Origin of the sequence: Streptomyces sp. HmicA12 (assembly GCF_000373565.1) — a bacterium.
Lineage (GTDB): Bacteria > Actinomycetota > Actinomycetes > Streptomycetales > Streptomycetaceae > Streptomyces.
Window position 1 is genome coordinate 508,686 of record NZ_KB891798.1, and the last position, 25,604, is coordinate 534,289.

A 25,604-nucleotide genomic window follows, 5' to 3' on the forward strand; every position below is an offset into this window, starting at 1 on the left:
GAACAACGTTCGGTTCGATGTAAAACTGATGGGATGAAGCCATGGCAGGCCCGCAGAACCGCCCCGCGAGGGGACGCCGACGCGCTTCGCACTCGATGGAGTCCGTACTCGCCGAGGCGGTGGCCCTGCTGGACGAGGCCGGGGCGCCGGCGCTGACGTTCCGGGCGCTCGCGCAGCGTCTCGGCGGCGGCGTCGCCAGCATCTACTGGTACGTCGCCAGCAAGGAGGAACTGCTCGACCGCGCCACCGACCACGTGATGGGCGCGGTCTTGGCCGACGTCGACAAGCTCCCGCGCAACGACGACCCGATCGACGATCTGCGGGCGATCGCCCTGACGCTGTTCGACGCGATCGTGGAACGGCCCTGGCTGGGCGCCTACTTCATGCGCAACACCGACGTCCAGGGCAACGCCTTGCATCTGTACGAGAGGCTCGGCCAGCAGACCCTTCGCCTGAATCTCAGCGCGCGCCAGCGATTTCACGCGGTGTCCGCGATCGTGGGGGTCGTCGTCGGCTCCGCCGTCGACCTGGGACAGGAGCCGCCCCAGGAGATCCTCGACGGCGCCGTGGGCCGTGAGGAGTTCCTCGGCCGTTTCGCCAAGGCCTGGCGGGAGCTCGACCCCGAGGACTTCCCGTTCGTACGCGAGATCGTCGACGAGTTCGACGGCCACGACGACGTCGACCAGTTCCGCTCCGCACTGGACCTGACTCTGGCGGGTCTCCGTCTGCAAGCGGGAGCTTGAGCCGACTTCCTGTAGCGGCTTGTACGCGGCGCTACTATGGGGGCATGGCGAAGAGGCAGATCAATGTCCGGGTCGACGAAGCGGTCTACGTGGGGATCGAGGAACGCGCGGCCGCCGCCGGCATGGAAGTCAACGAGTACGCCCGTCAGCTGCTTGCCGACGAGGCCAACGACCTGCGTCACCGTTTCCTCGTCGCCGCCGACCACTTCGCGGGTGAATGGGCCGGCCACTTCGACGACCGCTTCGGCAACGATGGTCACGGCGCCGTCCCTGCCCGCAAGGACGACCGCGCCGCGTGATCATCCACATCGACCGGGCGTGGCTCCTCGACCTGGCGCACCGCACCCTGCCGAACGACCCGGAAGTGACCGACTTCGGCAGCCTCCAGGCCGCCGTCGCCCGGCACACCGACAAGGTGATGGACGTCTACGTCTACCCCGAACCGCACCACCGCGCGGCAGCCCTCATGCACCAACTGGTGCGGGTGCCCGCCCTGGAGGCGCGCAACAAGCTGTTCGCCGCGGTCGTCGCCGCTGCCTATCTGAGCGCGTCGGGCCTGTTCGTCACCGTCGGCGCCAAGACGGCCGCCGACCTCGCCGAACGCATCGACCGCGACGCCCTCGACGTGCGCGGCGCCGCCGCGGAGATCCGCGGCTGGATGCGGACCTGAGGACTCAAGTCCGAGGGCCGATCTCGGTCGCGGTCAGGTCCGCGAGTCGTCGTGCGGTGTCGAAGTGCGGGGTGAGGCGGTTCTTGGACATGGCGAAGGAGGTGCCGGTGGGGATGTCGGCGTAGACGTGGCTGCCGCCACCACCGACCCAGCCGAATGTCGTGGGCGTCTCGTGCGGCCGAGTACCGATGCGGCCGAGCGGATATCCCACGGCCAGCCGTGTGGTTACCGAGTACTTGGTCGGTGCCTTCGAAGGCAACCGCCGTCAACTCCTCGAGCTGGTGGGAGTCGACGAACCGACCGTCGCGTACCGCGGCTTTCATGGCAGCGATCGCCCGCGCGGAGAAGGTGCCGACCGACGGGATGTCCGCTTGCAGGACCTCGTGGTTGTTGCCCATGGCCGCGATCGGCTGCATCTCCCAGGGCGCGAGAACGGCATCGCCGTCAGGTGGGGCCACCGGGCGCGGTGACGCGTCTTCGAGTCGTGCCGGGCCGCTGCGGGGCACACCGAAGTACAGGTCACCGTCGATGTCCATGGGCACGGCGACCCACTCGTGCAGGAGCTGCCACATCGATGTGCCCGTGGTCCGGCGCGCGATCTCGCCGACGAGGAAGCCGAAGGTGAACGAGTGGTGCCCCGTCGCGGTCCCTGGGCGCCATCGAGGTTCGGCGTCGGCCATCGCGGTGCAGACCCGCGACCGGTCGGTCAGGTCGGCCGGACCGATGCCACGAGGCATCGCCGGGACGCCGGCCGAATGCGTCAGCACGTGCCGAGGTGTCGCCGTCTCCTTGCCGCGGGTGCCGAACTCCGGCCACGGGTCAGCCACTTGCGTGTCGTATCCGACAGCGCCCGTCCTGACGAGCAGGTGAGCGATCAACGACGTCATGACCTTGCCCGCGGAAAAGCTGAAGAACGGGATCTGCGGAGTCACCCTGCGCCCGCTCCGACTGTCGGCGACACCGGCGACGGCGTCGACCACCAGCGCGCCGTCATGGAAAACGGCGACCTGCAAGCCGGTCTCTGCTTCGCTGTCGACGAGTTCGTCGAGGACGCTCCGCACCTTCTGCTGCAATGAAGGCATCAATGTCACCGGCTCGGCCACGTGTAGCGGGTCTGACTGGATGCCGGAAGCCCGCCGAAAGCGAATCCGACCATCGGCGCGACCCGATACAGCCTGACGTCGCCGACGATGACGGCCTCGCCCAACCGGTACCAGGGACCCACGGGGCCGGTCAGGTGCGTGCCGTACTTCCGCTCGAAGTCCGCGACAGCCCGTTCACGCCGGGAGCGGTCGTCCACCACGGATACGACCCCCTCGATGACGACGTCCACACCGGGCAACGTATTGGTGCCGATCGTCAGCACACAGCGGGGATCGTGCTCAAGGTCGCGCGCCTTGCGCTCCTGACCGCCCGTGGTGAAGCACATGCCACCCAGACTCCACGCCGCCAACAGCGGTGTCACGTGCGGTCGCCCGTCAGGACGGACCGGGGAGAGCCAGAACACCTCCGCCCCACCGATGACCGCCAACGTCGACGCCCAGGGTGTCGCTCGCACGCCCGGAGACGAGAACGGCCCCAACACGGCATCCGGTCCGAGCCCGCACGGGGCAGGTCCGGATGGCTCAACTCCGCATGCCGTTTGCGGGCCCAGGAGGGAAGCTCGCAGAAAGAATCCCGATCCTCACTGGAGGCAGACGGTGGACGACTACCCGCTCCTCGGCATCTTCCTGACAACCCTGTTCCTCTTCTTGTGGGTCATGTGGTTCTTCCTGCTCTTCCGCATCATCACGGACGTCTTCCGCGATCGTGAGCTGAGCGGCTGGGCCAAGGCAGGATGGATGATCTTCTGCATCGTCCTGCCCTTCCTCGGCGTCTTCGTCTACGTCATCGTCCGCGGCAAGGGCATGGGGGAGCGCGACGCCGAACAGACCCGCCGAGCGCAGGAAGCCTTCCAGGACTACGTCCGCAAGGCGGCCGCGCCCGCTGCCGGCACGGCCTCCGGAACGGACGAGCTGGCCCGTCTCGCCGAGCTGCACGCCTCGGGCGCCCTGACGGACCAGGAGTTCGAGCGCGCCAAGACCAAACTCCTCTCCTGACCGCACGGCGGTGCTCTGTCGCGCGAGCCGAGCACCGCAGCACACCCGCACGCGTGGCGTGCGCCCGTTCGGCCAACCAAACCCTGAAGGGTGACGCTCGTGACGCATGGACTTGACGCCATCGGTCCGGTGGACGTAGCCGTGATCGGCTTCGAAGGCAGCCACTTCAACGGCGAGATCGTCCCGGCACTGAAGGAGATCCAGGAGAACGGCACGGTGCGCGTCCTGGACATCACTTTCGTACGAAAGGACCCGGACGGGGCCGCGGAGGTGGTCGAGCTCACCGACCCTGAGGTCGCCAAGGCGTTCGGCCAGATGACCGACGCCCAGTTCGACCTGCTCAGCGACGAGGACCTGCGGAGCATCGCCGACGGACTGGCGGCCGACTCCTCGGCCGCGGTCGTGGTGTGGGAGAACTGCTGGGCGGCCCGTCTCGGCGCCGCCGTCCGCGCCTCCAACGGCGAGGTCCTGATGCTGGAACGCGTCCCCAGGGACACCGTCGAGGCGGCCGTCAGCGCACTCGACGCGGGCTGAGCCCGCAACCACCGCAGACTCATCACCACGAGGGGACGACGCTCATGCCTCAACGATTCGGACGGCCCGGCCTGCTGGGCACCATGGCCCGCACCGCGGTGATCTCCGGCACGGCCAGCGCGGTCTCGGGCCGCGTGAACCGCCGTCTCGCCGACCGGGACGCACAGCGGCAGGCGCAGGCGTACGAGGCGCCGCCGTACCAGACCCTCGCGCCCGCCGCCCCGGCCCCCGCGCCCGCCGCGGGCGGTCAGGACCGGGTCGGCCAGCTCACCGCCCTGGCGGATCTGCGCGCTCAAGGGCTGCTCACCGAAGAAGAGTTCGCCCGGGAGAAGGCTCGGATCCTCGCCTCCTGAGCCGTCACCCCGACACCACGTGCCGCGTGCCCGTACACGCGGGGACGGAGCGGCATGTATCTGCTGTGGGCCCTGGTCGCCCTCGCGGCGTTCGTGTGCGGCGCGGGGCTGACCCTTCTGTGGCACCGGTACGTGGGCCCACGCGCCGGCACCGACGGCATGCCCGTGATGGCGGCGGCCTGCGGCACCGTCGCCTCGCTGTACGTGCTGACCATCGCCTTCCTGATCGTCAGCGCCAGTTCGAGCCTGGGTGACGCGCGGGCGGAGGCGGAGGCCGAGGCGGGGGCCTTGAGGGACGCCTATCTCGCGGCGGACCACTTCACTTCGGACGAACGCGGTCGTCTCCAGCGCCAGGTGCGCGGCTATGCGCGCACCGTGATCGACGTGGAGTGGCCGACCCTGGCCCGCGATCCGGCCGCCCCCGCCGCCTGGAGCCGCCTCGACGGGCTGCGGGACCTGGCCCTGGACAGCAGGGGCGCGTCGGCCGAGGTGCGCGCCGATCTGCACCGTGCGGTGGGGGACCTGTACACCCAGCGGCGGCTGCGGGTGGCGGCCGCCACGGAGAGCGTGCCCCCACTCCTGCTCGGCTTCCTGATCACCACAGCCGTCGTGGTGCCCGTCTTCTTCCTGCTGATGGGCTGGCCGTCCGGGCCGCGGGCCGCGGTGGGGCTGGGAGTGGTCGCGGCCCTGTTCGCGTCCGGCATCTTCATCGTGCTGCAGCTCGACCATCCCTACGCGCACGGCATGCGCATCTCCCCGGACAGCTTCCGTGAGGCGCTCGTGCGCATGGACCAGATCGACGGCCGGCACTTCGCCGGTTCCTGAGTCAGACGGACGGCGCCGCACGCGTCGTGAGGAACAGCCGGCGCAGGTACGGCGTGAGGAACACGCCTTCCGGGTCCAGGGCCGCACGGACCCGCTGGAAGTCGTCCCAGCGCGGATGCCGGGCCCGCAGCGCGTCCGCGTCGAGGCTGTGCAGCTTGGCCCAGTGCGGGCGTCCGTCCGCCGCGAGCAGCGCACGTTCGGCCGCACGCAGCCACCTCTGGCGTCCGGGCGCGGGCGGCGCGGCGAGGTTGATCCATGCCGTGGCGCGGCCGTGCGCGGGGCTGAGCCAGGTCGCCTCGGCGGGGCCCGGCCGGATCTCCAGTGGCAGCGGGGCGGCGGAGCCGGTGGCGGCCAGGGCGGTGCGCAGTGCGGTGAGGGCGTGCGGAAGGCGTTCCAGAGGGACGGCATACTCCAACGCGGCAAACGGGCGCGGCGGCGTGGGCAGCAGGACGCTTCGGTGCGCAGGCGCCGTGGCGGCGCACCGGCCGCCCCGGGAGCGGTGCAGGTCCTGCCAGGGGAACCAGAACGCCGACACGTGCTCGCCGCAGGCGGCCCAGCCCAGCGGATCGGCACGCAGGTCCGCGAGCGGCAGGTAGCGCTCGTCGCGGCGCAGGAGGTGGTCCTGGACACAGGCCAGAGTGAGGTGGGTGACGACGCCCAGAGTGCCCAGGGACAGGCGCACGGCGGCGAGCCGGGGATCGTCCGCGTCCACGTCGACGATCTCCCCGTCGGCGGTGACCAGACGGGCGCCCGTCACCTGTGCGGACAGAGACGGGTGTCGGCCGCCGCCGTGGGTGCCGGTGGCTACGGCGCCGCCCACCGTCGGCGCGGGTGTGGTCGCCAGGCCCGTGACGGTGCGGCCCGTGCCGTGCAGGGCCGCACCGAGGTTACCCAGGGACGTGCCCGCGCCGACGGTGACCTGCCCGTCGCTCCGGTCGGCGGTCACGCCGCGCAGGGCACTGGTGTCGATCAGCAGACCCGACGTGCCCGTCACCGGGGCGAAGGAGTGCCCGGCGCCGGCGGCCCGCACCGGCCATCCGCGCTCCCGGGCCGTGCGCACGAGCGCGGCCACGTGCTCCGCGTCGCGCGCCACGACGTGGCGGGCGGGAACGCATCCGGCGGTCCGGCCCCAGTTGCTCCAGGTGCGGGTCATGCCGGGCGGGCCACGGCGTCGGCGGGACTCGCCGGGCCCCGCTCGGCGACCTGGCGGGCGATCCACGCGTACATGGGGCGCAGGCCCTCGGACAGGGGGACACACGGTTGCCAGGAGTCATGCACGACAACGATGGCCTCGGCCGCATCCGGATCGGCGCCACCGGTTCCTGGATTCACCCCGCCACGCTACGAGCGATGGTGACCTGCGGCGACTTGAGATCGTGGGTCCGGCTCGCTGCCGGGCCGGGAGGCCGCACCGGCGTACTACCCTTCCGAGGTGATGACCCCCACCGAGCCCCACGACCCGCGGCCGGACGACGCCCGCGGCTCGGCCGCAGCTCAGGGGAGCCGCGCGACCACCTCTGCCGCCGACTCCGACGGCCGGGCCGAGGGAACCCGTCCGCCGGCCAATCAGGGCCGCCGGGTCGCGGCCCGAAACCGGGCCGCCCTGATCGCCGCCGCCCGCGAAGTCTTCGCGGAACAGGGGCTGAACGCCCCGCTGTCGGCTGTCGCACGCCGCGCCGGGGTGGGCCAGGGCAGTCTCTACCGGCACTTCGCCGACCGGACCGCGCTGGTCTTCGCGGTGCTGGACGAGAACGTCCGGCAGATCGAGCTCGCCGCCGCCGAACCCGGTGTGCGCCTGGAGAGCGTGCTGGGCGTGGTCACCTGGCATCTGACCAGGTCGACGGCGTTCGTCGACCTGTTGCGCGTGCGCGGCGACGACGAGCAGGCCCGGGCTCTGTCGGGGCGCGTCCGTACCGTCCTCGACCGGCGTCTACGGGCCGGCCATCGCCTGTCCGCCGACGAACTCATGCTCGCGATCGCGATGGTGTCCGGAGCCGTCGCCGGCCCCACTCCGGCGGAGCGGGAGCGCCTCGCCCTGGAGGCCTGGCGCCTGCTCGATGTCGAAGTGGGGCCGTTGCGGCCGTTCGAGACGGCCGTCGAGGGGTGAGCGTCAGCCGCCGTTGGACTGGCGGATGCCCTCGGCAAGCGCGGTGAACTGGTAGATGTAGCCGCCGTCGGGGCCGCTGACGGTCATGTACGCCGTCGTGCCGCCGGGGGTGATCGCGACATTGGTGGCCGATTCCAGGCCGTCGGCGTCCTTGGCGGGGATCTCGACCGTGGCGAGTCGTGCCCCGTACTTGTTGTAGACGGCCATGGCGGGGCGGCCGTGCAGTCCCTGGTAGAGGTTGCCGTCGGCGTCCACGGCGATGGAGTCGGTCTGGGCCAGGCCGCCGTTGACGTGGATGGCCTCGTGCTGGTTGGTCACCTTGGTCTTCTCGGCGTCGAGCAGCAGATAGGACACGGTGTCCTTGGTGAGCTCGCTGGTCCACAGGCCGCGCCGCTCGGGGTCGAACATGATGCCGTTCGGCTGGGCGAGCCCGTCGGCCAGGACGGTGGCCTTGGTGCCGTCGCGGTCGATGCGCACGATCCGGCCGTCGGTCTCGTCCGGTTCGGTGCCGTGCGCGTCGCTCACGTACAGGTTGCCCGCATCGTCGAAAGCGGCGTCGTCCGGTGTCATCCTGGAGCCGTCGACGGTGCCGGAGAAGAACGTCCGGGGCTCGGTGCCGTCCGGTTCCACGCTGACGACGGCGCCGGTCGCGAAGTCGGTCAGGTACACGCGGCCGTCGTACGGGCTGATCTGCGCGGAGGTGTAGGCGCCCGTCCTGTCGGTGTAGACGCTGCGGTGCTTGCCGCTCTTCACGTCGAGGGAGATGAGCTTGGGCTCGCCCGGGGGAGCGGTGACATCCACGACGTACAGGTCGCGGTTTCCTACCAGGAGCGGACCCTCCAACAGGGTCCTTCCGGTGGCCTCGTGAGGGTTCGTCAGGTGCGCGGCCTTGACGGCCCGGATGCTGCTGCCCTCGCCGGACGGTGCGGGATGCCCGGCCGCGGTGGTGCCTGCCTGGGTGCCGCAACCGGTCAGTGCCAGGAGCCCGGCGGCGGCCAAGCCGGCCAGGGTTCGGGGGGTGTGGTGGGTGCGGTGAGTGGTCATGCGGTGCTGTGCTCCTTCCTGTCGTCCGGGCGGCCCGGACGTGGTGACGTGCAGGAGGTGTGCGCCCGGCGCCGAGGGCGCCGGGCCGACGAACCGGCCTCTCGGCCGGGGTGGACGGCGGAGCGGCCGGATCCGAACGGCCGTCAGGCGACGGACCAGCCGCCGTCGGAGGGCAGGATCACGCCGTTGAGGTTCACCGCGTCCTTGCTGAGCAGGAAGGCGATCGAGGCGGCGAGCTCCTCGGCCATGGCCAGGCCCGGTATCGCCACACGCATCCTCGCGGTGCGGGACGATCCGAACGGCGCGGCGGCGGGCACCTGGATGCCGGTGGCCACCGCGCCCGGGGCGACGGCGTTGACCTGCACGCCCGTGCCCGCGTACTGGTACGCCGACGACTTCGTCAGGCCCACCAGAGCGTGCTTGGAAGTCGTGTAGGCGGCGCCGGCCGCCGAGCCGCGCAGAGCCGCCTCGGAGACGATGTTGACGATCCGTCCGCCGCCCGCGGCGAGCATTCCGGGCACGACGGCGCGCATCAACCGCATGGGGCCGTCGACGTTGATCCGCATGACGCGATCCCAGATCTTGTCGTCGACCTCGTGCACGGCGGCGTCGTCGTCCATGACGCCCGCGACGTTCGCCAGCGCGTCCACCCGGCCGCCCGCGGCGGCGAGTACGGCGTCGGCGGAGGCGGGCGCGGTGATGTCCGCGGTGACGGGCACGACGGCCGCACCCAAGTCGGCTGCCAGGGCGGCGAGTCCGTCGCCCGAGACGTCCACGGCGATCACACGGCCGCCCTCGCGCACGATCCGGGAGGCGACCGCCCTGCCGATGCCGGAGGCGGCGCCGGTCACGACGACGGTCTGCCCGTCGAAGCGGCCGGGCGTGATCTGCTCGGACCACGGCTCGGCGGCGCCGATCTCGACGCCGAGGTCGGGCTCCGCCGTCGCGGTGTCGGCGGGCGGGGGAGCGGTGGGCAGGCCCTCCGGGACCCGGCCGGTCTCGGCCGCGGTGACCAGGGCGTCGACGAGTTCCGGCGGGAACTTCCCGCCGGACATCTTCACGAGCTGCTCCAACGGCAGGCCGAGAGCGGGGGCGAGAGCCTGCTCGCTCTGGCCGCCCTGGGCCAGCATGCCGCGCAGCACCTGTCCGGCGGCGGGGTCCGCCAGCCAGTCGCGCAGCGGGGAAGCGGGGGTGAGGTTCGACATCGCGGGCCTTTCACATCGTGGGGGGCTCGGGCGGGCCGCCGAACGCGAGGCCGCACCCCAACCGGACAAGGTTGTCCGGTTCTTGGGTTACGGTACCCGTGACCGCGCGGCAGGCTGCGCGAGGGCGCTGCCCCACCCACGCGGAGACACCCGAACCTCCCCCCACGAGAGGAATCCGCCCCATGACGCTGCCGCACTGCGACACGCCCCCCACCCCGCAGGAGGCCGCCGACCTGCGCGAGCGCTACCGCGTCGAGCGCGAGCGTCGCATACGCCCCGAGGGCCCGGGGCAATACCGTTCCACCACCGCGGAGTTCGGCTATTTCGCCGCCGATCCGTACGTCCCCGACACGGCGGAGCGCGAGCCGGTGCACGACGTGGTCGACGTCGCGATCGTCGGCGGCGGGTTCGGCGGGATCCTGGCGGGCGCGCGGCTGCGCACGCAGGGCGTGGCCTCGGTGCGTGTCATTGACCAAGGCGGCGACTTCGGCGGCACCTGGTACTGGAACCGCTACCCGGGCATCCACTGCGACATCGAGTCGCACGTCTACCTGCCGCTCCTCGACGAGACCGGCTACGTACCCGAGTGGAAGTACGCCCCCGGTGAGGAGATCCGTCGCCACGCGGTGCGTATCGCCGAGCAGTTCGACCTGTACGAGAGTGCCTTGTTCTCCACCACCGTGACCGGCTTGACCTGGGACGAGCCGGCCCGGCAGTGGAGGGTCACCACAGATCGCGGCGACGTCTTCCGCGCCACCTACGTCATCACCGCCACCGGCACGCTCACCGAGCCCAAACTGCCCGGCATCCCCGGGATCGAGGACTACAAGGGCCACACCTTTCACACCTCCCGCTGGGACTACGGCTACACCGGCGGCCACTCCGGGGGCGGGATGACGGGCCTGGCCGACAAGCGGGTCGGCGTCGTCGGCACCGGCGCGACCGGCGTACAGGTCATCCCGAAACTGGCCGAGGACGCGGGTCACCTCTACGTCTTCCAGCGCACCCCCTCCGCCGTGGACGTACGCGGCCAGCGACGCATGTCGCCGCAGGAGGTCGGCGCGGACCGTCCGGGCTGGGCGGCCGAACGGCGCGAGAACTTCCTGCGGATCGTCTCGGGGGAGAGCGCCGGACGGGACCTGGTGGCCGATCGCTGGACGGAGTCCGCCGCTCTCCTCGAAAAGCTCCTGCCGAGCTTCCGCCGCGACGGCGAACCGGACTTCGAGTCCGCCTACGAGGCCGCCGACCACGCCACGATGAACCAGATCCGCGAGCGTGTGGCCAAGGAGGTCGCCGACGCCACGACCGCCGACGCCCTCCAGCCCTGGTACCGGTACGCCTGCAAACGCCCCACGTTCTCCGACACGTACCTGCCCACGTTCAACCGGGACGACGTCACTCTGGTGGACACCGCCGACTCCCACGGCATCGAGCGGATGACCGAACGGGGCGTCGTCGTCGGCGGGGTGGAGTACGAGGTCGACTGCCTGATCTTCGCCACCGGGTTCTCGGTGGGCGTCTCCGGCATCACGTCGGGGAAGCTGCCGGTGACCGGCCGCGACGGCGTCGAGCTCCTGCACACGTGGGCCGATCGGGGCCCGCGCACCCTGCACGGCTTCACCAGCATCGGGTTCCCGAACCTGATCCGGATGGGCTCGCTGCAGAACGCCAGCAGCGTCAACTTCACGAACATCCTGGACGAACAGGCCCTGCACGCCGCCGCCCTGGTCGCCGCCGCGCAGCAGAAGGACGCCCTCGTGGAACCCACCCCCGAGGCCGAGGACGCGTGGATGGAGACCTGCGCGCAGGGCGCCCCCGACCACGAGTGGTTCCACGCCGAGTGCACCCCCGGCTACTACAACCGAGAGGGCCGCGGCCGCCCCAACGGCCCCACCGCCTACCCGCACGGCGCCGTCGCCTTCCACGACCTGCTGCGCCGATGGCGCGAGGAGAACATCGACGAAGCCCTCAGGCCGAAGAGCGGCACGCCCGCCTGACGCCAGCGCCTGCGGATGCACGGGAACGCGCGCCGGGCCCGAGCGGGAAAGCTCGGGTCCGGCAGGGGCAGCAAGCGATGCCGACGGCAGCGCCTCCTGCGCCGGGGCGCCCGCTCACGGTTGAGAGGGAAAGCAGACCTTCCGGTCCGCACTGCAGATCTCGGCCTTCGAATCGATGGGGCCGTAGGGCCGGTCGAACGTCAGGAAGGTGACCTTCCGGCCCGACGGGAACCTCGACACCACCTGCTGCACAGGCCCCGCGCCCGACGCACGCCTGACATGGTCGAAGTGCCGGGAACCACCCTCGGCGATCACGAAGCTCACCATGCGGACCTGGTCCTCCTTGCCCTCCTCCAGAATCTGGTCCGGGGTGCCGCTGTCCACGAAGAGCAGCCCGGGTGCGGGCGCCTTGTCGGGAGGGGAGCCACAGGCCGATGTGGTCTTCGAGCGCCGCACCATGAGCCAGCAGAAGGTGCGTCCGTCGGGCATCCAGGCCAGCTCGCCGGTCGTGTCGTCCTTGCGGTGAATCACCGCCACCGTGTCGTCCGCCGGAAGGTCGTACCCGACCGGGAGCCGGAGATGCCCCAGCGCCTTCCGCAGGAACACACCGTCGCGAGCGGTGGCGACGGCCGTGCCCGTGGGCCGAGCGGGCATCCTGTCGTACGTCCGGTGCGTGGCCGAAGGCGCGGCGGTCGTGGTCGCCTTCGGCGTGGGTGTCCCTTGTGCCGACGTACATCCCGTCAGTGCCACCAGCACCACGACACTTGTGCTCGCGAAAACCCGTCGCTTCGACACAACCACCCCCCGTTGCGCGGATCTTAGTTCGAAGAACGGCGGCCCGGAGCGAAATGCGTGGTCGGGCCGTCCGCGCGAGCCCGTCACCGACTCCGCGCGGGCCCGGTGGAGTCCCGTACGACGAGGCGTGGCACGAGCGACTGCTGACGGTGTGGCGCGTCCGGGTCGGCCAGGCGTGCGCGCAGGACGTCCACCGCGAGGCGTCCGATCTCGGCCACTTCGTGACCCTGTGGAGGGTTGCATGAGCTGAATCCGTAGGCCTCAACGGGATTGCGAGAAGGGGAAGTTGTCGGCCGTGACATCCCGGACGCTGGCAGGGCGACCACCACGACGGTGTGCCGATCCTCGTCCTCACGCACCATGTGGATGACGGGGACGTGCCACCCGGCCACGCGCGATGCGTCACCGACGTCGACGACTGCGCCCGTCAGGCTCGCGAGGCCGCAGGGGACCGGCCCGTCATGGTCCACGGGGCCGCCGCGACCCAAGCACTCCTCCGGGCCGGACACATCGACGAGATGGAGATCCACCTGATTTCCGTCCTCCTCGGAGACGGCCGACGCCATTTCGACCACCTCGGTGGTGATCACATCGAACTCGACCTCGTCCGAAGGCTCGAGGACCGGGACGTCACCCACCTCGGTTATCGGGTGCATCGACCCGAGGAGGCCGCGTGAAGCCGCTGTTCGTCTCGTACCGCGTCACCGACCTGGACCGCTCGCTCGGATTCTGCACCGCCTCGTGTTATGTCGATCTGGGCAGGGTCGACGCCGGGGACGGGAGCCACCTCGTGATCCTCAAGTTCTCCGGCGAACCTGCGGCCTCGCTCGAACTCGTCGACCGCGAGGTCGACGAACCGGTCGACGTCGGCAGTGGATTCGACCACCTCGCGATCTCCAGGTGGACGCACTGGCCGCCCCCTGGAACAGCTGACCGACGCCGGCCTGGAGCCTGGATCCGTGGAGTGCTCAGGCGGGCCGCACGGCCCCAAGACGTCGTGGCTCACCGACCCCGACGGCTACCGGATCGAGCTGGTGGAGTGGCCGCCCGGACACTCCGACAGCCTCACCGAGGCGGACTTCTCCTGAGCGGTCCGGTAGCCCCCGGCGCCGAGTACGCTGCACGCCACTCCGACGCATTCGTGAATCGGCGGAACACCCAGAGGTCGGTCAGCCCAGCCGGGTGGCGGCTTCGGGCCGGTGGATGCCGCGGGGCCTGTAACCCAGCGCCTCCGCCACACCGGCGAGGTCAGCCAGGTACCAGATGATGGCGAGCCACATCTCGGTGCCTTGCAAGCCGGGCTGGGTGCTGGGCAGACCCGCCGTGGTGGGGTGCGGTGCGCGGAAGGAGAAGCCACGGCCGTCCTGCCAGTGGCCGAGGGCATCGGTGAGCAGACGGCGGGCGAGTGCGGTCACCTCGTCGGCGCGGTGCCCGCCGGCGCGGGTCAGCCACAGCGGGTGGGCGATGTCCAGGATGTTGCAGGCCGTCTGTGCGGCGGGGGCGGTGTAGCGGGGCTCGGCCGCGTGCCTCAGTACGGTGTCGACGACGCGTTCGGGGTGCGGGACCGTGACTCCGTACTGGGCGTAGGTGCCGCGGCTGGCGCGATAGAAGCCGTTGACGACGAGCAGGTGTCCGTCGATGGGGCTGGGCTGTCCCCACATGCCGGTGGAGGAGTCCTGGTGGGTGGCCAGCCAGCCGAAGAGGGTTTCCAGCACTCCGTCGGGCGTGGCGGGGTGGTGCAGGCGGTTCCACAGCAGGGCGGTTCCCAGGGTGTCGACCCAGTCGCCCGCGTGCCAGGGGTCGCTCCGCCAGGGCAGGGCGTCGAGCGCGGTGATCACGCCTGCGGGAGTGGCGTTGGCAACCGTGTGGACGGGATGCGGCAGGCGGCTGCCGAGCAGGTCCAGGGCATAGCCCACGCACAGTAGGTGGTAGGCGGTGTCCCGGTCGAACAAGCCGTCCACTGCGTCCAGTTGACGGCCCTCGGCGGTGAGCGCGCCGATGAGCCCGGCCTCCTGGTCCTGCCAGGAGCGCAGCCGTTCGATCTGATCCTCGCCGGTGAGCGGGGCGGGGGCGCGTCCGAGGAGCAGATCGGCTATCTCGATCGCGTCGCACTGGGCCCGCACGGTCGGGGGCCGCCCAGGCGCGTCGACGAACAGGCCGCCCTGCACGTGCGAGTCGAAGCTGCGGGCGATGACGTCCTCGGCCTGCGCCCGGGTGGTGTCCGCGAACGCGGCCAGGCGCGCGGCCAGATCCGTGGCGGCCGAAGCGGCCGGGGCCGGGCCGCGCCGGCGCAGGACCCTTGCCGGATTGCCGCCGACCACGGCCCCTGCGGGCACGTCCTTGGTCACGACGCTGCCGGCGCCGACAACGGCACCGTCGCCGACGGTGATGCCGTCCAGGATCACGACGTGCGAGCCGATCCACACGTCGTGGCCGATACGGATGCCGTTGGAGGTGACCGGCTGCTTGAACACCTCGGTGTCCGGGTCCTCGAAGCCGTGGTTGAAGGCCAGTAGCGAGGTGTGCGCACCGATCCGTACGGCGTCGCCGAGGACGATGTCGCCCCGCACGACGGTATAGGGGTTGATGGTGCAGTCTCGGCCGGCCCGCAAGGTGCCGGTCACGTAGGCACCGGCCGCGATGTAGCTGCGGGCACCCAGTGCCAGGACATCGTTCTGCACGGCGGCCAGCGGGGACAGGAAGCAGTCCTCGCCGAAGCGGTAGGACGGGCTGTCCTTGCACAGAGCGCTCTGGTGCTCGTTCTGCCGGGTGCGGTCGTCGTCCGTGGCCTGGGTCCAGTAGTGCCAGGGCGAGTAGTCGAACAGGTCGGGTCCCGCGGGCTGCGTGTCCGCGGCATCGTGGTGGGGCATGTCGTCCGTTTCCGCAGAGAACTGCTGTGATCAGCCGTCTACTTGAGGCCGGCGGTGGCGATTCATTTGATCAGGTGCTTCTGCCCGTGGTGAAGAAGCCCACGGCGGGTGCGAGGGGGGACGACCGACACGACGCCCCTGCGGCCGGATCGCCCCCACTGAAGCTCTGCGGTCTTGGTCGTGGGCGGCAATCTGTGTTGCCGATCGTCGGCGGGATGATCTCGCCGATGAGTTCACCGTCCTCGAACGGTCTACCCGGCGACACGACCGTTCTCGACAGGAGTGCCATGTCCACCATCCAGCCCGTCATCCTGACTGCCGACCAGGACGTTCTGCTCAGCTTCTATACGAAATTGTTCGGCGCCGAGGAGACCTTCCGGGTACCGGCGAAAGGCCCGGCCTTCTACCTCGGCCTGCTCATCGGCGACACCGACCTCGGGCTGGTGGTCAAGGAGAACCCGGGGACCGGGGCGACGCCGCGGATCCTGCTCAGCATCGGTGTCGACGACGTCGACGAGACGCTCGCCCGAGTGGAGGCGCTCGGCGGCTCGGTCGGTGGAGGGCCCAACGACATGCCGTGGGGACAGCGCGTCGCCCACATCAAGGACCCCGACGGCAACCCGGTGAACCTCACTCAGCCGATCCCGGCCCGGTGACGCGCTTCCGGGGCGTCCGCTGATCGCGGGCCATCTGATCGTGGGCGGGGTCAGTCCGGAGCTTGGTGAGGATCCGCCGGCGCGGCCCTTGTGATGAGGCGGCAGGGGAGGGGGCGTTCCACGGCCGTGCCGGTTGTGTCTCGCTCGACTCGGTAGACCTGCGCTTGTGGTGCGCGTGTCACGGCGTCGGTGAGGTGGCCGTCGATGAAGAAGGCGCCGGTTCCGTCGTCGAGGGCCCAACCGGAGTCGAGTGCCCCGGTGGCAACGGCTGAGAGGTAAGAAGGGCGGCGACCCGCTTCGCTGTCGTAGTGCGGGCAGACCGAGCCGGGCAGCAGCCCGAGCCCGTCGGCCAGGAAGGTCAGCGGGCCGAAGGAATCGGTATGGGAGCCCCGCGCCCAGCAGTTGGCGCCGGCACTGATACCGCACAGCAGTGTTCCGCGGTCGCAGGCCTCGTGCAGCAGCCGGTCCACACCGTGCGTGCGCCAGACGGCGAGCATGTTCGCTGTGTTGCCGCCGCCGACGTACACGACGTTCTGTGCGAGCAGAAACGCGCGCAGCGCCTCGTCGTCGAGTTCCCTGCGGAACAGTGACAGGACCGAGGACTCGGCCTCGCGCGGTCCGAACACCTCCCAGAAACGCTCGATGTACCCGGCCGCGTCGCCGCTTGCCGTCGGGACGAAGCAGACTTTGGGGCGTGGGGTGCGTGCGTGGGTGAGCAGCCAGTCGTCGAGGAGCCCGTCGTCGTCGGTGGAGAAGCCTCCTCCGAGCAGAGCCAGTCGCTGCTGATGCCGAACGGCCACCAGGTCCTCCTCACGCCGTGCTTCGACCAGTGAGGAACACTGCCGGGCGGCCCGCAGGTTGGCAACCGAACAGGGCGTTCGCGGACGCCTCATGCTCAGCGGGGAGTTGCCCGCTGAACACCGGACCCCGGTCCGGTGGTCGCTACCGCGCTGCTCTGCCGCCGGCAGCGCATCGCCCCCACGACCGTCAGGGCCATAAAGGCGCTCAGCGCCACCGCCATGGGGGCGGCGCTGCGCGTACCGAACACGCCGATCAACGGCGAGGCGGCGGCGCCGAAGGCGCACCGGGAAGCCCCCAGCAGCGCGGACGTCGCACCCGGAGCGCTGCGCCCGCGGCTTTGCCCCACCGTCGTCAGGGCGGGAAAGAGGAGTCCGAACGACGTCACCGTCACCAGCAAGCACGCTCAGGTCGCCCACAGTCCCGCACCCGCCGTCGCGACGAGCGCCAGCAGCGCGAGCTGGCCGGAGACGCCGGCGACCGCGCCGAGGACCAGCAGTGGCTCGGGGCGGTGGCGGCGGGCCAGTCGCCCGTACAGCAGCGATGCTCCAAGATTGCCGAGCGCGTTCACGCCGTAGACGACGCTGTCATCGTCGGCGACAGCTGCAACAGGTCGTGCAGGACGAAGGTGGCCCCCGCCACGAAGGCGAAGACCGCCGGGCCCCTGCATCCTATGGTCAGTACGGGCACCAGGACCCGGGGCTGCGCCGGCGGGTTTGCCGTCGCACGCATCGCTCCGTCGGCCCCGCCGGTGATCCGGCGTCCCGCGGGCAGCGACTCGGGCACGCCGCGTGCCAGCCCCACCGCCAGCCGGGCGCCGACGAGGGCGAGCGTCACGAACACGCCCCGCCACGGAGTCACCGCCAGCACGATCCCGCCCGGCACCGGTGCGAGTACCGGGCCCAGCGCGCGATGGGCGCACCACCGCCGCACCCCAAATTCGTCGCGTACACCGGTGATTTAGCCGATGGCGCCCGGGCCCGACACCCCCACCCTGGGTCGGGCCAGGTACCCGCACACCCCCGTCAGGAGGGCTCCATGGGCTCCACACCTCGTCGTTCGCCACGCCGTCTGCTCGGCGTACTCGCGGCCGGCGCCGTCGCGTTCACTCTCTTCTCCTCGGCCACGACGACGGCAGGCGCCGCCGACACCGCTGCCACCACCGCGCGGGCCACCACCACGCAATCCGCCGCCGCGCAGCCGTTGTCCACGAGTACGCCGGTCGTCTTCGTCCACGGCTACACCGGCAACGCCTCCAACTGGACCACCGCCATGACCGTCTTCCGCGCCAACGGCTGGTCCAGCTCGAACCTCTTCGCCTACGAGTACAACTCGTACGGCAACAACATCACCAACGCTCAGGGCCTCGCCACCTACGTCAACACCGTGAAGGCACGGACCGGCGCGAGCAAGGTCGCCATCGTCAACCACTCGATGGGCGGGCTGGTCAGCCAGTACTACCTGAAGGTGCTCGGCGGCAACACCAGCGTCAGCCACCTCGCCTCGATCGCGGGCGCCAACCACGGCACCACCTACGCCAGTGCCTGCCTGATCTACACGACCTGTCAGCAGATGTACCCGGGCTCCTCGTTCATCTCCCAGATCTCGTCCGGCGACGAGACGCCCGGCTCCACCAAGTACGCCACCTGGTACTCGGCGTGCGACGGCATCATCATCCCCTACACGAGCACCCGCCTCGACGGCGCGACCAACAACAACGTGGCCTGCCAGACCCACATCGGCTATCTGACGGACACGGTCGTGCTCGGGCAGATCGCCCGGTTCGTCGCTTCCTGACCGTCCTCTCCTGAACAACCCGGCTCGTCATGAGACCGGCCCCGTCTCCGGCAGGGCGACGCGACTGCCGGAGACGGGGCGTCAGCGACGTCACTGTCCGACCCGTCCGACGGGTTGGCTCCCGGTGCTGTTCAGGCGGGGACGAAGATGTGCTGTGGTGACGCGTCCAGGATGAACCCGTTGTCGAAGTGGACCCGTACCGTCACCTGGGAGCCCTGTTCGTGGAATGCGGTCCAGGCCGGTTCCAGCTCGGCGATCTTCTGCTCGAGCTGTTTCTTGCTTTCCGGGGGCATGGTGTCGCCGTAAGAGTCGAGCAGCGATGTGAGGCGTCCGTACTCGGCGACGTCGGGGGTCTCGTGTACGTGCTCGATGACCCGTTCCACGGTTCCTTCGGTGCCGGCGGCGAGGGAGAGGATCCCGATGACCGTTCCGGCTGCCTCGATCGGGTCGCTCAGGCGGAGGTCGTCGGCCAGCTTGACCCGCTGGCCTTCCTGCAGACTCATCGTCTCTCCCTGTCTGTCCTGCGGTGAGGTTCTTCCCCGTCCCATGATCGCGCTCGTCACCCAACACCGTGACACCGCCCGGCGACTGAACGGCAGGACCCGCGTCTGCTGGTGAGCCCTGATCGCCCGTTTGGACAGGGGCGGATGTTGTCTGGCAGCGTCGGTTGTCCGATCCCCGTTGACACCGGAAGGCGGTGCGGAAGATGACCGAGGTGAGCACGCGCAGTGTTCGGGACGCTGCTGTTGCCACACGGCTGCGCAGGACGACGGCTCTCGATGTGCCGGAGGAGTTCGAGACGTGGTCGGTCTCCGACCTGGCGGACTGGCTCCACGACACGGAGGACGACCCGCAGGTGTCCGACGAGGACTTCTACCAGGCACGCAAGGCCGTGCAGATGCTGGGAGTCGAGGACGTCTGACCGGTCGGCGGCGTCCGCGCGAGGCCGCCGCACTGCCGCATCGGCGACGAAGGCGTAGAACCGGCAGGCACAGGTAATGGCGTCGACGTCGCCGATGGTGTCGGACATGCCGACGGCGTACGGCATGGTGCCGACCGGCGTCCCGTCCCGGTCTGCGCCGTGGAGTGAGACGAGCTGCGCAGGTCCAGCAGCGGTGCGCGGTCAGCTCTCGCCGTTACGGTCCAGCGCGGGGCAGGAGAGGAGTGGCCCAGTCGGGGGCCCACCGCCACGCGGCCCATCCGGCGGCCTCCGCGAGGATGCCGGAGCGTGCCTCGATCATCGCCACGACCTCGTCGCGGGCGGCCTTCACCGCCAGGTGCTCCGCGTCGGTGATGACACCGAGCCGTCGCGCGTGGGCGTACTCGTCCTCGTCCTTCCACGAGAACGCGGTCAGGTCCGGCTCGACAACCAGGTCCACCGCCAGGTCGAAGGTGTCGAACCCGTCCGGCCGACGACGCGCGGGCCGTTCGAAGTTGATGTACCAGTTGCGCAGTCCGTCCGCGGTGTAGAAGGCGTTGACGCTGTACCAGGCGCCGGCCGGCTTCCACAGCAGCAGTTCGGTCTCCTGCCGGCGCGCGTCCGACAGTTCCCAACTCCCGGCCGCCAGCGCGTCGAAGGCCGCCAGACGCGCCGACCGGTCGGTGCCCGCGGCTGCGTAGGGGGACGGCAGGCGAGCCTGGGCTCCGGGCGCGCACGCTGTCACCAGGACCTCGCCGGTGTCGGACAGCACGCGCAGGGCGTGCTCGCTCCAGACCTGCCCGTCCCGATACACATCACGGCGCACCACGGTGGCCGCCTCGTCGAACCTCTGCATCGTGCCTCCCGCCTTTCCCGGAACCTACCCAGGCCGGCATCCGGTACCGGCGGTGAACGTCACCCACTCGCTCCGGCCGGGGTGCCGACCAGCGCGGAGCTTGTTGGCCCCGCCCTTGACTGCATGGAGAAGGCGGGCGCGGTACCCCTCTGTACCCGACCGGGGTACCGCGCCTTCGTCGCGTGCGGCCAGGAGGCGCCGTGCGATCGGGACGCGTCCCGGCTGGACGGCCCGCACATGCCGGTTCAGGGCCGCCGCATGGATACCGGTGGACGCCTCGCTGATCGCGGCCTGCGCCTCGAAGGGATCCGCGCAGGATGACATCGATGGGCGTGGCCGGAGTCGAGTTGGCGACGGCGCTCTACACTCGGCACGACGAGGCGGGACCAGTCGTGCCCAGGACACCTAGGCCGGTGTCCCTTTCGTGAGCGTCCAGGGAGCAGTGTGCCGCCGTCCTTCGTCCACCAGATCACCAAGTACGACCCCGCCGATCGTGACGAGCGCGGCCGCTACGCCGGCTCCGAGGACACGGTGAGCGATCACGGGCCGGTCGAAGCGGCGTACTTGGAGGCGATCGCCGCGTTCGCGCGGGCCTCGGGCATCGACCGGTTGGAGATCCGCGAGCCCGAGGTCACGGGATTCGCCGCCTTCGGCCTGGAGCCGCCGGTCGAAGGGCACGGCCTGGCCGGGCTCTTCCCGCCCGACCTCACCGGCTATCACGACGGCGCCGAAGTCTCCCTGCCCATCGCCCTGGAGCTGGTGAGGGCCATGCTCCGCGACGCCGGCGCCTGGTGCCGACTGGAGGTGGGCGACCGGTTCACGGTGCACGTGGGATGGGACCAGTACGTGTACGTGGGCAGTGACCGGCCCTGCGGCGACGCGGTGGCCCGCACCCACGAACTCGGCCTCTTCGCCCAGCCGTTGACCGCCTCTCCCTACGCGGCGGAGTCCGACGAAGCGGACGACAAGCCGGCCGCCGACGAGCACTTCTGGGCGCGCGTGCGCACGGAACTGGGCAGCCGGGAGACCCTCCTGTTGCAGGAGTCGTATCTCCGCAACGCCGCGCGCTGGCACCGCCTCGCGAAGGGCAACCTCGACACGGTACGCACCGGCCTCGGCCCGCGCGCCCTGCTGACGGTCTGGCCCGACCTGAGTCCCGACGTCGACGCGGTCCTCGCCGCGCTGCGCGAGGACACGTCCGCGGAGTTCGTCTGGCAGACGCCCGACGGGACGATCCGGCACATCGTCATCGACGACGACGAGTACGAGCAGCTCGCCGCGCTGGTGGCCGACGCCACGGCGGCCCGCGTCCTTCCCCTCGCGGCCGACGATCGCCATCCGCTGCTCCGTGCCGTCCTGCCCGACAGCGACGGGGTGCTGCGCGCCCGCTGGTGACGCCTCAAAGGGCCGGCTCCGGCAGTTCGGCCGCGACGGCGCGGACGGAGTCCCGGAGCCAGCGTTGTCCCAGGTCGCCGTCGAGGCGGGGGTGCCAGGCCATCTCGTAGTGCAGCGGGCGGATCTCCTCGGGGGCGGGCACGATCCTGATCCCGGGATCAGGACGCTCCTCCGTCAGCAGCCGTGACGGCATCGTGAGGATGAGCCGGGTGCCGAGGACGGAGCGTGCGGCCAGGGAGTGGTAGGGCACGGTCAGTCCGGCCCGGCGGCGCGTGCCGAGGTCGTCCAGGCGCCGCTCGATCGCGGTCTGGCGCTCTCCGATGGTGCCGACGATCACGTGGGTGGCGTCCAGGTACTCGTCCAGGGCGATGCCGGGGCGCTCGGCCAGCGGATGATCCGCGGAGAGCACGCACACGAACCGGTCGTCGAAGAGGTGCTCGGTGCGCAGCGCGGTGACCTGCTCGGACCTGGCGTAGAACATCAGGTCCACGATTCCCCGGTCGAGGTCGTCATGGATGGCGTCGTGCCAGGTGCGGAAGTGGAGGGTGGAGCGCGGCGACTCCCGGAAGACGCGCTGGAACACCGCGGGGGCGAGCACCCGGGAGTAGTCGGTCCCGGCCACCCGGAAGGACTCGGCGGCCGTGGCCGGGTCGAACTCCTCCGGCGCGAACAGGCTCTCGAGGCGTGGCACGACCGCCCGCAGCTGGCGCTGGACGCGTTCGGCCCGCGGGGTGAGCCGGTAACCACTCGGCGTGCGCACGAGGAGTTCGTCACCGAGGGTGTCCCGCAGGCGCTGCAGCGCCCGGCTCATCGCGGGCTGGCTCATCCCGGCGACCTCGGCGGCGCGTGAGACGTGCCGCTCCTCCAGCAGAGCGGCCAGCGGGGCCAGCAGATTGAGGTCGACCCGTTCGATATGCGCCATACGCATAAGCTACATAAAAGCTATGCATTGGACAAATAGTTGGGTGCGGCGGAAGGTTGAGTCCATCGGCGGGCGGACGGCCCGCGAAAGTCCCCGACTCCCTCAGCGCGGACCTTCATCTATGCAGGCGTTCACCCGGAACGGGCGCCGGAACAGGAGCGGTCATGAACGGTGTGGTGGATCAGAACGCATCGGATCGGCCCAGGGCGGCCGTGGTCACCGGTGGCTCGGGCGGTATCGGCGGCGCGGTCGCGCACCGGCTGGCCGCCGAGGGCATGGCCGTTGTCGTCCACTACGCGGGCGGGGCGGCCAAGGCCGAGGCGGTGGTCGAGTCGGTGACCGCGGCCGGCGGCACGGCAGTGGCCCTGCCCGGTGACGTCGCCGAACCGGCCGAGATGACCCGCCTCTTCGACGCCGCGGAGGAACGCTTCGGCGGTATCGATGTGGTCGCCAACACCGCCGGGATCATGCTCCTCGCCCCGCTCGCCGAGATGGACCTCGACACCTTCGACCGGATGCACCGGGTCAACGTCCGCGGCACCTTCGTCGTCTCTCAGCTCGCCGCCCGCAGGCTCCGCCCCGGCGGAGCGCTGATCAACTTCTCCACCTCGGTCACCCGCCTCCAGCAGCCGAACTACGGCGGATACGCGGCGACCAAGGGCGCCGTCGAGGCCATGACCCTCATCCTCGCCCGCGAACTGCGCGGCAAGGACGTCACCGTGAACGCCGTGGCACCCGGCCCGACCGCGACGCCGCTGTTCCTCGAGGGCAAGAGCGAGGAACTGGTCGCCCGCATCGCGTCCGCCGCACCTCTTGAGCGGCTCGGCACCCCCGAGGACATCGCCGAGGCCGTCGCCTTCCTCGCCGGACCCGGCGGCCGCTGGATCAACGGGCAGGTGCTCTTCGCCAACGGCGGCATCGCCTGATCTCCCCGCACCCGGGCAGAGCACGACCTCCCCGGTCGGAGAACCACCTTGTCCACCGTGCTCGTCATCGGCGCCGGCACCCGCATCGGCAACCGCACGCTCAAGGTCCGGACTTCGTGCGGGGCATCGGCTTCGGGGATCTCCCGCAAGGCGCCCGGACCAAGGCCGCTCCGCACGTTCCGTCAAGTCCTCCCGTAAGGAAGCGATGTCATGACCCGCCGTCAGCTGGACTCCGTATCCGACCTACTGCGCAACGCACCCCTGGACCTGGGCGGCGACGTCGAGAAGATGCGCCGCGTCTTCGACGAGATGCTCGGCTCCGCGCCACTGCCCGACGACGTCCGCACCCGGGCCACCGAACTGGGCGGGGTTCCCGCCGTCGAGGTACTCGCAGGCCCCACCCGGCCGGGCGCCTCCACCGTGCTCTACTTCCACGGCGGCGCCTACGCGATGGGCTCCGCAGCCGCCAGCGTCGGTCTGGTCTCCGAGATCGCCCGGCGCACCGCGGCCACCACCCACTCCGCCGACTACCGGCTCGCCCCCGAGCACCCCTTCCCGGCCGCCGTGGACGATGCCCTCGCCGCCTACCGGGCACTGCTCGAACAGGGCATACCGGCCGCCTCGATCGCGGTCGTCGGCGAGTCGGCCGGTGGCGGCCTCGCCCTCGCCCTGCTCCTCGCGATCAGGGACGCGGAACTGCCGCAGCCGTCGTGCGCGGCCGTTCTGTCGCCGTGGGCGGATCTCACCCAGTCCGGCTCCACCATGAGGACGCGCGCCGACGAGGATCCGGCGCTCACCCGCGAGGCACTGGAGACCCGGGCCGCCGACTACCTTGCCGACGCGGACCCGCGCACCCCGCTGGCCAGCCCTCTCCATGCAGATCTGCGCGGACTGCCGCCGCTGCTGATCCAGGTCGGTGGCCGGGAGATCCTGCTCGACGACGCCGTGCGCCTCGCCGCGCGGGCCGCCCACGCGGACGTCCCCGTCACGCTGCGGACCTTCCCCGGGGCACCGCACGTCTTCCAGGGCTTCGCCCCGGTCGTCGACGAGGCCGCGCGCGCCCTGGACCAGGTGGCCGCCTTCATCAACAGCCACGTAGATGCGGAGGGTTGGGCGTGAAGGCCGTACGTTTCCACCGCTACGGAGACATCGACGTGCTCGGTGTCGAGGAGGTCGAACCGCGCCCGCTGGGCCCGCGGGACGTCCTGGTCCGGGTACGCGCCGCCGGGATCAACCCGGGCGAGGCCAAGATTCGCACCGGGGCCCTGCACGAGCGCTTTCCAGCGGTTTTCCCGTCCGGGCAGGGCAGCGACCTCGCCGGTACGGTCACCGCGACCGGGGACGCGGTGACCGACTGGGCGCCTGGTGACGCGGTGCTCGGCTGGTCCTGGGAGCGGTCCAGCCACGCCGAGTACGTCGTCGTTCCCGAGGAGCAGCTCGTCCGAAAACCCGACGGGCTCCCGTGGCCCGTCGCCGGGGCCCTCTACGTAGCGGGCAGCACCGCATGGGCCGCCGTCGCCGCGGTCGCACCCCGGGCCGGCGAGACGGTCGTGGTCAGCGGCGCCACCGGCGGGGTCGGCAGCCTCGCCGTCCAACTCCTGCGCCTGCGCCGAGCCAACGTGGTAGCGGTCGCCTCGGCGCGGCACCGAAACTGGCTGGAGTCTCAGGGCGCGACCCTCGTCGCCTACGGGAACGGAGTCACCGAACGGCTCCGCCGGGCCATCGAGGGCGACGGCGCCGGCACGGCGGACGCCTTCCTCGACTTCCACGGCGGCGACTACCCCCGCACCGCGCTCTCCCTGGGAGTGCTGCCGCACCGCGTCAACACGCTTGACCACGATGCCGCCGACGCGCTCGGCACCCGCTCACACGGCAGCGCCGAAGGAACCGACCGGGCGGTGCTGGGCGAATTGGCCGGGCTGGCGGCGGGCGGCCGGATCGAGGTGCCGGTCAGCCGGACCCATCCGCTGACCCAGGTCCGCGCGGCGTTCACCCACCTCGAACACGATCACCCGCTGGGCAAGGTCGTCCTTCTCCCGTAGCAGGCAACCCTTCCGGCACCCGGTCTGCTCGTGCGGGGCGACCCATAAGGG

30 protein-coding genes and 4 pseudogenes are annotated in these 25,604 nt (G+C 71.0%); 18 read left to right on the top strand and 16 right to left on the bottom strand.

Features of this window, described 5'->3' with window-relative positions; translation table 11 throughout:
• The first annotated feature begins 95 nt into the window (after positions 1 to 95).
• From B072_RS0106170 to B072_RS0106180, 3 genes are read left to right on the top strand one after another with little or no spacing between them, the layout of a single operon-like run.
• On the top strand, positions 96 to 743 hold the full coding sequence (locus B072_RS0106170) for a TetR/AcrR family transcriptional regulator (RefSeq protein WP_018529067.1): 648 nt from the start codon (positions 96 to 98) through the stop codon (positions 741 to 743).
• Positions 744 to 787: 44 nt separating this feature from the next.
• Positions 788 to 1,042 (top strand): plasmid mobilization protein, encoded by a 255-nt coding sequence (locus B072_RS0106175; protein WP_018529068.1) that lies wholly within the window; start codon positions 788 to 790, stop codon positions 1,040 to 1,042.
• Complete coding sequence (locus tag B072_RS0106180) at positions 1,039 to 1,413, top strand: hypothetical protein (protein ID WP_018529069.1); 375 nt, start codon at positions 1,039 to 1,041, stop codon at positions 1,411 to 1,413. The genes B072_RS0106175 and B072_RS0106180 overlap by 4 nt, the downstream gene beginning before the upstream one ends.
• A 4-nt stretch (positions 1,414 to 1,417) precedes the next feature.
• Here B072_RS0106180 and B072_RS48990 read toward each other — a convergent pair whose 3' ends face one another.
• The 3 genes and pseudogenes from B072_RS48990 to B072_RS0106195 form a co-directional block, all read right to left on the bottom strand.
• A complete protein-coding gene (locus tag B072_RS48990) occupies positions 1,418 to 1,672 on the bottom strand; it encodes a hypothetical protein (RefSeq protein ID WP_018529070.1) in 255 nt (84 codons plus the stop codon).
• 16 nt (positions 1,673 to 1,688) lie between these two features.
• A pseudogene (locus tag B072_RS42560) lies at positions 1,689 to 2,495 on the bottom strand (serine hydrolase domain-containing protein); the annotation flags it as partial.
• Positions 2,496 to 2,500: 5 nt separating this feature from the next.
• A complete protein-coding gene (locus B072_RS0106195; protein WP_026245506.1) occupies positions 2,501 to 2,998 on the bottom strand; it encodes a pyridoxamine 5'-phosphate oxidase family protein in 498 nt (165 codons plus the stop codon).
• 115 nt (positions 2,999 to 3,113) lie between these two features.
• On the opposite strand from B072_RS0106195, the gene B072_RS0106200 reads away from it, so the two are divergent.
• The 4 genes from B072_RS0106200 (at position 3,114) to B072_RS0106215 (ending at position 5,224) form a co-directional block, all read left to right on the top strand.
• Positions 3,114 to 3,512: an SHOCT domain-containing protein gene (locus tag B072_RS0106200; protein WP_018529072.1), complete on the top strand. Its 399-nt coding sequence runs from the start codon at positions 3,114 to 3,116 to the stop codon at positions 3,510 to 3,512.
• Between the two features lie 99 nt (positions 3,513 to 3,611).
• On the top strand, positions 3,612 to 4,046 hold the full coding sequence (locus B072_RS0106205) for a DUF6325 family protein (RefSeq protein ID WP_026245507.1): 435 nt from the start codon (positions 3,612 to 3,614) through the stop codon (positions 4,044 to 4,046).
• Positions 4,047 to 4,090: 44 nt separating this feature from the next.
• A complete protein-coding gene (locus tag B072_RS0106210; RefSeq protein ID WP_018529074.1) occupies positions 4,091 to 4,399 on the top strand; it encodes an SHOCT domain-containing protein in 309 nt (102 codons plus the stop codon).
• Between the two features lie 54 nt (positions 4,400 to 4,453).
• Complete coding sequence (locus B072_RS0106215; RefSeq protein WP_018529075.1) at positions 4,454 to 5,224, top strand: DUF4239 domain-containing protein; 771 nt, start codon at positions 4,454 to 4,456, stop codon at positions 5,222 to 5,224.
• A 1-nt stretch (position 5,225) separates the two neighbouring features.
• Here the strand turns inward: B072_RS0106215 and B072_RS0106220 are convergent, their stop codons facing one another.
• Both B072_RS0106220 and B072_RS48040 read right to left on the bottom strand, forming a co-directional pair.
• Positions 5,226 to 6,377 carry a D-arabinono-1,4-lactone oxidase gene (locus B072_RS0106220; RefSeq protein WP_018529076.1) on the bottom strand — a complete coding sequence of 384 codons (1,152 nt, stop codon included), beginning with the start codon at positions 6,375 to 6,377 and terminating at the stop codon, positions 5,226 to 5,228.
• On the bottom strand, positions 6,374 to 6,556 hold the full coding sequence (locus B072_RS48040; RefSeq protein ID WP_158689157.1) for a hypothetical protein: 183 nt from the start codon (positions 6,554 to 6,556) through the stop codon (positions 6,374 to 6,376). The genes B072_RS0106220 and B072_RS48040 overlap by 4 nt, the downstream gene beginning before the upstream one ends.
• Positions 6,557 to 6,659: 103 nt before the next feature.
• On the opposite strand from B072_RS48040, the gene B072_RS0106225 reads away from it, so the two are divergent.
• Positions 6,660 to 7,331 carry a TetR/AcrR family transcriptional regulator gene (locus tag B072_RS0106225; RefSeq protein ID WP_018529077.1) on the top strand — a complete coding sequence of 224 codons (672 nt, stop codon included), beginning with the start codon at positions 6,660 to 6,662 and terminating at the stop codon, positions 7,329 to 7,331.
• A 3-nt stretch (positions 7,332 to 7,334) separates the two neighbouring features.
• Here the strand turns inward: B072_RS0106225 and B072_RS0106230 are convergent, their stop codons facing one another.
• Positions 7,335 to 8,375 (bottom strand): SMP-30/gluconolactonase/LRE family protein, encoded by a 1,041-nt coding sequence (locus B072_RS0106230; protein WP_018529078.1) that lies wholly within the window; start codon positions 8,373 to 8,375, stop codon positions 7,335 to 7,337.
• Positions 8,376 to 8,518: 143 nt separating this feature from the next.
• Positions 8,519 to 9,580 carry an SDR family NAD(P)-dependent oxidoreductase gene (locus B072_RS0106235; protein WP_018529079.1) on the bottom strand — a complete coding sequence of 354 codons (1,062 nt, stop codon included), beginning with the start codon at positions 9,578 to 9,580 and terminating at the stop codon, positions 8,519 to 8,521.
• 182 nt (positions 9,581 to 9,762) lie between these two features.
• Between B072_RS0106235 and B072_RS0106240 the strand changes: the two genes are divergently transcribed.
• On the top strand, positions 9,763 to 11,577 hold the full coding sequence (locus B072_RS0106240; protein WP_018529080.1) for a flavin-containing monooxygenase: 1,815 nt from the start codon (positions 9,763 to 9,765) through the stop codon (positions 11,575 to 11,577).
• 114 nt (positions 11,578 to 11,691) lie between these two features.
• On the opposite strand, the gene B072_RS0106245 is transcribed toward B072_RS0106240, so the two are convergent.
• Both B072_RS0106245 and B072_RS48045 read right to left on the bottom strand, forming a co-directional pair.
• Positions 11,692 to 12,231, bottom strand: coding sequence for a hypothetical protein (locus B072_RS0106245; RefSeq protein WP_018529081.1), 540 nt, complete (start codon positions 12,229 to 12,231; stop codon positions 11,692 to 11,694).
• A gap of 224 nt (positions 12,232 to 12,455) precedes the next feature.
• On the bottom strand, positions 12,456 to 12,590 hold the full coding sequence (locus B072_RS48045) for a substrate-binding domain-containing protein (RefSeq protein WP_158689158.1): 135 nt from the start codon (positions 12,588 to 12,590) through the stop codon (positions 12,456 to 12,458).
• A gap of 87 nt (positions 12,591 to 12,677) precedes the next feature.
• Between B072_RS48045 and B072_RS47290 the strand changes: the two are divergent.
• A pseudogene (locus B072_RS47290) lies at positions 12,678 to 13,049 on the top strand (dihydrofolate reductase family protein); the annotation flags it as partial.
• Positions 13,046 to 13,460 (top strand): annotated as a pseudogene (locus B072_RS49915) (VOC family protein). The pseudogenes B072_RS47290 and B072_RS49915, both read left to right, overlap by 4 nt.
• Before the next feature lie 1,194 nt (positions 13,461 to 14,654).
• Here the strand turns inward: B072_RS49915 and B072_RS49920 are convergent.
• Positions 14,655 to 14,810: pseudogene (locus B072_RS49920) on the bottom strand (DapH/DapD/GlmU-related protein); the annotation flags it as partial.
• A 719-nt stretch (positions 14,811 to 15,529) separates the two neighbouring features.
• Between B072_RS49920 and B072_RS0106265 the strand changes: the two are divergent.
• Positions 15,530 to 15,898: a VOC family protein gene (locus B072_RS0106265; protein ID WP_018529085.1), complete on the top strand. Its 369-nt coding sequence runs from the start codon at positions 15,530 to 15,532 to the stop codon at positions 15,896 to 15,898.
• 50 nt (positions 15,899 to 15,948) lie between these two features.
• On the opposite strand, the gene B072_RS0106270 is transcribed toward B072_RS0106265, so the two are convergent.
• The 3 genes from B072_RS0106270 to B072_RS45425 form a co-directional block, all read right to left on the bottom strand.
• On the bottom strand, positions 15,949 to 16,698 hold the full coding sequence (locus tag B072_RS0106270) for a peptidase E (RefSeq protein WP_018529086.1): 750 nt from the start codon (positions 16,696 to 16,698) through the stop codon (positions 15,949 to 15,951).
• A gap of 404 nt (positions 16,699 to 17,102) precedes the next feature.
• Entirely contained in the window at positions 17,103 to 17,267 is a 165-nt protein-coding gene (locus tag B072_RS48050; protein ID WP_018529088.1) for a hypothetical protein, read from the bottom strand.
• Positions 17,264 to 17,557 carry a hypothetical protein gene (locus B072_RS45425; protein WP_158689159.1) on the bottom strand — a complete coding sequence of 98 codons (294 nt, stop codon included), beginning with the start codon at positions 17,555 to 17,557 and terminating at the stop codon, positions 17,264 to 17,266. The genes B072_RS48050 and B072_RS45425 overlap by 4 nt, the downstream gene beginning before the upstream one ends.
• A gap of 177 nt (positions 17,558 to 17,734) precedes the next feature.
• Between B072_RS45425 and B072_RS0106290 the strand changes: the two genes are divergently transcribed.
• Positions 17,735 to 18,493 carry an esterase/lipase family protein gene (locus B072_RS0106290; RefSeq protein WP_018529090.1) on the top strand — a complete coding sequence of 253 codons (759 nt, stop codon included), beginning with the start codon at positions 17,735 to 17,737 and terminating at the stop codon, positions 18,491 to 18,493.
• A 131-nt stretch (positions 18,494 to 18,624) separates the two neighbouring features.
• Here the strand turns inward: B072_RS0106290 and B072_RS0106295 are convergent, their stop codons facing one another.
• Positions 18,625 to 18,996 carry a hypothetical protein gene (locus B072_RS0106295; RefSeq protein ID WP_018529091.1) on the bottom strand — a complete coding sequence of 124 codons (372 nt, stop codon included), beginning with the start codon at positions 18,994 to 18,996 and terminating at the stop codon, positions 18,625 to 18,627.
• 203 nt (positions 18,997 to 19,199) lie between these two features.
• Between B072_RS0106295 and B072_RS48055 the strand changes: the two genes are divergently transcribed.
• On the top strand, positions 19,200 to 19,415 hold the full coding sequence (locus tag B072_RS48055; protein ID WP_158689160.1) for a hypothetical protein: 216 nt from the start codon (positions 19,200 to 19,202) through the stop codon (positions 19,413 to 19,415).
• 214 nt (positions 19,416 to 19,629) lie between these two features.
• On the opposite strand, the gene B072_RS0106305 is transcribed toward B072_RS48055, so the two are convergent.
• Positions 19,630 to 20,268 (bottom strand): DUF402 domain-containing protein, encoded by a 639-nt coding sequence (locus tag B072_RS0106305; RefSeq protein WP_018529093.1) that lies wholly within the window; start codon positions 20,266 to 20,268, stop codon positions 19,630 to 19,632.
• Between the two features lie 444 nt (positions 20,269 to 20,712).
• On the opposite strand from B072_RS0106305, the gene B072_RS0106310 reads away from it, so the two are divergent.
• Positions 20,713 to 21,663, top strand: coding sequence for a hypothetical protein (locus B072_RS0106310; protein ID WP_018529094.1), 951 nt, complete (start codon positions 20,713 to 20,715; stop codon positions 21,661 to 21,663).
• A gap of 4 nt (positions 21,664 to 21,667) precedes the next feature.
• Here B072_RS0106310 and B072_RS0106315 read toward each other — a convergent pair whose 3' ends face one another.
• Positions 21,668 to 22,585: a LysR family transcriptional regulator gene (locus B072_RS0106315; RefSeq protein ID WP_018529095.1), complete on the bottom strand. Its 918-nt coding sequence runs from the start codon at positions 22,583 to 22,585 to the stop codon at positions 21,668 to 21,670.
• A gap of 164 nt (positions 22,586 to 22,749) precedes the next feature.
• Between B072_RS0106315 and B072_RS0106320 the strand changes: the two genes are divergently transcribed.
• From B072_RS0106320 to B072_RS0106330, 3 genes are all read left to right on the top strand, one after another.
• On the top strand, positions 22,750 to 23,511 hold the full coding sequence (locus tag B072_RS0106320; RefSeq protein WP_018529096.1) for an SDR family oxidoreductase: 762 nt from the start codon (positions 22,750 to 22,752) through the stop codon (positions 23,509 to 23,511).
• Positions 23,512 to 23,721: 210 nt separating this feature from the next.
• Positions 23,722 to 24,630 carry an alpha/beta hydrolase gene (locus B072_RS0106325; protein ID WP_018529097.1) on the top strand — a complete coding sequence of 303 codons (909 nt, stop codon included), beginning with the start codon at positions 23,722 to 23,724 and terminating at the stop codon, positions 24,628 to 24,630.
• On the top strand, positions 24,627 to 25,553 hold the full coding sequence (locus B072_RS0106330; protein ID WP_018529098.1) for an NADP-dependent oxidoreductase: 927 nt from the start codon (positions 24,627 to 24,629) through the stop codon (positions 25,551 to 25,553). The genes B072_RS0106325 and B072_RS0106330 overlap by 4 nt, the downstream gene beginning before the upstream one ends.
• Positions 25,554 to 25,604 lie beyond the last annotated feature (51 nt).

What these genes read in the sequence shown, in the direction of transcription:
- B072_RS0106170 (WP_018529067.1), top strand. Translation starts at nt 96, where the DNA reads ATGGAGTCCGTACTCGCCGAGGCGGTGGCCCTGCTGGACGAGGCCGGG.
- B072_RS0106175 (WP_018529068.1), top strand. Translation starts at nt 788, where the DNA reads ATGGCGAAGAGGCAGATCAATGTCCGGGTCGACGAAGCGGTCTACGTG.
- B072_RS0106210 (WP_018529074.1), top strand. Translation starts at nt 4,091, where the DNA reads ATGCCTCAACGATTCGGACGGCCCGGCCTGCTGGGCACCATGGCCCGC.
- B072_RS0106215 (WP_018529075.1), top strand. Translation starts at nt 4,454, where the DNA reads ATGTATCTGCTGTGGGCCCTGGTCGCCCTCGCGGCGTTCGTGTGCGGC.
- B072_RS0106220 (WP_018529076.1), bottom strand. Translation starts at nt 6,377, where the DNA reads ATGACCCGCACCTGGAGCAACTGGGGCCGGACCGCCGGATGCGTTCCC.
- B072_RS0106225 (WP_018529077.1), top strand. Translation starts at nt 6,660, where the DNA reads ATGACCCCCACCGAGCCCCACGACCCGCGGCCGGACGACGCCCGCGGC.
- B072_RS0106230 (WP_018529078.1), bottom strand. Translation starts at nt 8,375, where the DNA reads ATGACCACTCACCGCACCCACCACACCCCCCGAACCCTGGCCGGCTTG.
- B072_RS0106235 (WP_018529079.1), bottom strand. Translation starts at nt 9,580, where the DNA reads ATGTCGAACCTCACCCCCGCTTCCCCGCTGCGCGACTGGCTGGCGGAC.
- B072_RS0106240 (WP_018529080.1), top strand. Translation starts at nt 9,763, where the DNA reads ATGACGCTGCCGCACTGCGACACGCCCCCCACCCCGCAGGAGGCCGCC.
- B072_RS0106245 (WP_018529081.1), bottom strand. Translation starts at nt 12,231, where the DNA reads ATGCCCGCTCGGCCCACGGGCACGGCCGTCGCCACCGCTCGCGACGGT.
- B072_RS0106265 (WP_018529085.1), top strand. Translation starts at nt 15,530, where the DNA reads ATGTCCACCATCCAGCCCGTCATCCTGACTGCCGACCAGGACGTTCTG.
- B072_RS0106290 (WP_018529090.1), top strand. Translation starts at nt 17,735, where the DNA reads ATGGGCTCCACACCTCGTCGTTCGCCACGCCGTCTGCTCGGCGTACTC.
- B072_RS0106295 (WP_018529091.1), bottom strand. Translation starts at nt 18,996, where the DNA reads ATGAGTCTGCAGGAAGGCCAGCGGGTCAAGCTGGCCGACGACCTCCGC.
- B072_RS48055 (WP_158689160.1), top strand. Translation starts at nt 19,200, where the DNA reads ATGACCGAGGTGAGCACGCGCAGTGTTCGGGACGCTGCTGTTGCCACA.
- B072_RS0106305 (WP_018529093.1), bottom strand. Translation starts at nt 20,268, where the DNA reads ATGCAGAGGTTCGACGAGGCGGCCACCGTGGTGCGCCGTGATGTGTAT.
- B072_RS0106315 (WP_018529095.1), bottom strand. Translation starts at nt 22,585, where the DNA reads ATGGCGCATATCGAACGGGTCGACCTCAATCTGCTGGCCCCGCTGGCC.
- B072_RS0106320 (WP_018529096.1), top strand. Translation starts at nt 22,750, where the DNA reads ATGAACGGTGTGGTGGATCAGAACGCATCGGATCGGCCCAGGGCGGCC.
- B072_RS0106325 (WP_018529097.1), top strand. Translation starts at nt 23,722, where the DNA reads ATGACCCGCCGTCAGCTGGACTCCGTATCCGACCTACTGCGCAACGCA.